Consider the following 2,468-nt stretch of genomic DNA (forward strand, 5'->3'; position numbering starts at 1 on the left):
GGGGTAACGGAGAGGTAGCACTGCTACCTCTCCGTTACCCTCCCCGCTGCGTTGTCCTTGGTGGCTCCCCGGTGACGGCTGGGCTTGGCCCGACCCGAGAGCGGGCGCGCTCTGCCCGGACCGGCACCTGCGGGCGCCCCCTGTGCGCACCCTCACAGCCGCGCAGGTTGTTCGCCCGGGCATCTGGTGCGGAGGATGTGGTCATGCCACCAACGCACCCCGGGGACGCGCCTGCCGCCGAACGGCTCCCCGTGGGACCGCGCACCTGGTGGCCCGTCGCGGCCGTGCTGCTGGCCGTCGCGTGGGGTGGCAATGAGTTCACGCCGCTGCTGGTGATGTACCGCGAGCAGGGGCACATCGGCGACGTCATGGTCGACGCGCTCCTGGCGGCGTACGTGTTCGGCATCGTCCCGGCGCTGCTGCTGGGCGGGCCGCTGTCGGACCGGCACGGCCGGCGTCCGCTGCTGCTGCCCGCCGCGCCGGTCGGTGCCCTGGGCTCGCTGGTGCTGGCCCTGGACCCGACGAGCCCGCTGGTGCTCGCGATCGGCCGGGTGCTGTGCGGCGTCGCGCTGGGGCTGGCGATGGCGGTGGGCAGCACCTGGATCACCGAGCTCAGCGCCCGCTCCGGAAACCGCGCGGCAGGCCCCCGGCGTGGCTCGCTGTCGCTGACCACGGGGTTCCTCGCCGGCGCGGGAGCCGCCGCGATGCTCGCCCAGTTCGGTCCCTGGCCCACGCACCTGGCCTACGTGGTGCACGCGGCGGGTGCCCTGGTCGCGGGCGCCTGGCTGCTGCGCGTGCCCGAGACCAACCCCGGCCGGCAGCGCGCCGAGCGCGGGCCGCTGCGCCACGACCTGCGGTTCGCCGCCGTCGGGCACAAGCGGTTCCTGCGCGTCGTGGTGCCGCTCGCCCCCTGGGTGTTCGGCTGCGGCGGGTGCGCCTACGCGGTGCTGCCCGCGCTGCTCTCCGAGCACGCCGGCGACATCCCTATCGCGTTCGCCGGGATGCTCACCGTGCTCTCCCTCGGCTGCGGCATCGCCATGCAGGCCGTGGCCCGCCGGATCGACACCCCGGCGTCGGCCCGCTCCTCGATCGTGGCGCTGAGCATCGTCGCGGCGGGGATGGCGCTCGCGGCGTGGGCGGCGACGTCGCCGACGCTGCTGCTCGGTGTGCTCGCCGCCGTGGTGCTGGGCACGGGCTACGGGCTCGGCCTCGTGTCCGGGCTGACCGAGGTGGCGCGCATCGCCGGGCCGGGCCAGCTCGCGGGCCTGACCGCCGTCTTCTACTCGCTGACGTACCTCGGGTTCTTCGTGCCGATGGCGCTCTCCTGGCTGCGCGCCACGTGGTCGTACGGGCAGATGTTCGGCTTCGGGACCGTCGCGGCGCTGCTGTGCCTGGCGGTCGTCGCGTTCTCGTCCCGCACGGCCCTTCCGCTGGCGGGCGGCGGCCGCGGGGGCCGCTGACGGACCCGACCAGTGCAGCCCGGGTGCGGGCCCAAACTGACTTCGGTCGGTTGCTCTGAGACCGGTCAATCAACCGACCGGTCTCGACGCAATCGACCGAAGTCAGTTGACCCGCGCCAGCCAGGTTGGGCCAGGGCCAGGGCCAGGGCCAGGGCCAGCTACAGCCAGTGCCTGTGCCTGTGCCAGTGCCACAGCCAGTGCCACAGCCAGTGCCACAGCCACAGCCACAGCCAGGTTCAGGGGAGCACCAGCTCGTACGTGCCGTCGTTGTCGCAGTACGGCCGGTCGACGGTGAAGCTCAGCACGTCGCGCCCCTGCGCGTCGCTCGTGAGGGTGTAGTCGCCCTCCGCGAACGGGGTCGTCCCTAAGGAGCCGGTCAGCCATTCGCATTCCGGTCCTGGGTCGAGCGAGTCCGTGATCTCCGTGTAGCGGACCGGGCCGCCCTGATAGACGTGCCAGAAGACGCCGCCGAAGCCAGTGGCCTCCTCGACGAGGATCTGCTCGCCGGCGGGGCGGTCCAGCTCGTCGAGCAGGACAAAGTCCGACCCCGAGCTGAGGAGCGCGAACAAGGCGTTCACCAGCACGCCGCCGCACGCGGCCAGGACCGCCGCACCCAGGACGATCGCCGCGAGCGTGGCGGTGAACCACTCGTACCCGACGACGAGGAACCAGAACGCGGCCACGCCCAGCACGACGCCGCAGACGCAGGCAAGGGCCCAGAGCAGGTGGCCGAGCACGTCGCCGTCGTGCCCGGCGATGAGCAGGAGGTCGCTCTCCTCGGCAGCGCGCTGGACGCCGAGCGCCCCGAGCGAGGCGACGCCGCCGATCAGGACCGACGTCCCGGCGACCCACGCGGCCCGTCGCCGTCCGCGGGGCGCAGCCGGCTCGCTCTGCTCCGGCTCGCTCTGCTCCGGCTGGTCATCCTGCGTGGTCACGCGGGGTAGTACAGCACAGCCTGTGTGCGGCTCCGACATGACTTCGGTCGGTTGCGTCGAGACCGGTCAGTCA

Annotated in this window: 2 protein-coding genes; one reads left to right on the plus strand and one right to left on the minus strand. The window is 73.1% G+C overall.

From position 1 onward, the window contains the following. Positions 1-203: 203 nt before the first annotated feature. Positions 204-1,460, plus strand: coding sequence for an MFS transporter (locus tag ACFU5G_RS29770; protein WP_377252737.1), 1,257 nt, complete (start codon positions 204-206; stop codon positions 1,458-1,460). Positions 1,461-1,696: 236 nt separating this feature from the next. Here the strand turns inward: ACFU5G_RS29770 and ACFU5G_RS29775 are convergent, their stop codons facing one another. Further along, entirely contained in the window at positions 1,697-2,395 is a 699-nt protein-coding gene (locus tag ACFU5G_RS29775) for a hypothetical protein (protein WP_377252739.1), read from the minus strand. Positions 2,396-2,468: the final 73 nt, after the last annotated feature.

This window comes from Promicromonospora sp. NPDC057488 (assembly GCF_042802395.1).
GTDB lineage: Bacteria > Actinomycetota > Actinomycetes > Actinomycetales > Cellulomonadaceae > Promicromonospora.

Coding starts and splice junctions, on each gene's coding strand:
- ACFU5G_RS29770 (WP_377252737.1), top strand. CDS start 204: ATGCCACCAACGCACCCCGGGGACGCGCCTGCCGCCGAACGGCTCCCC.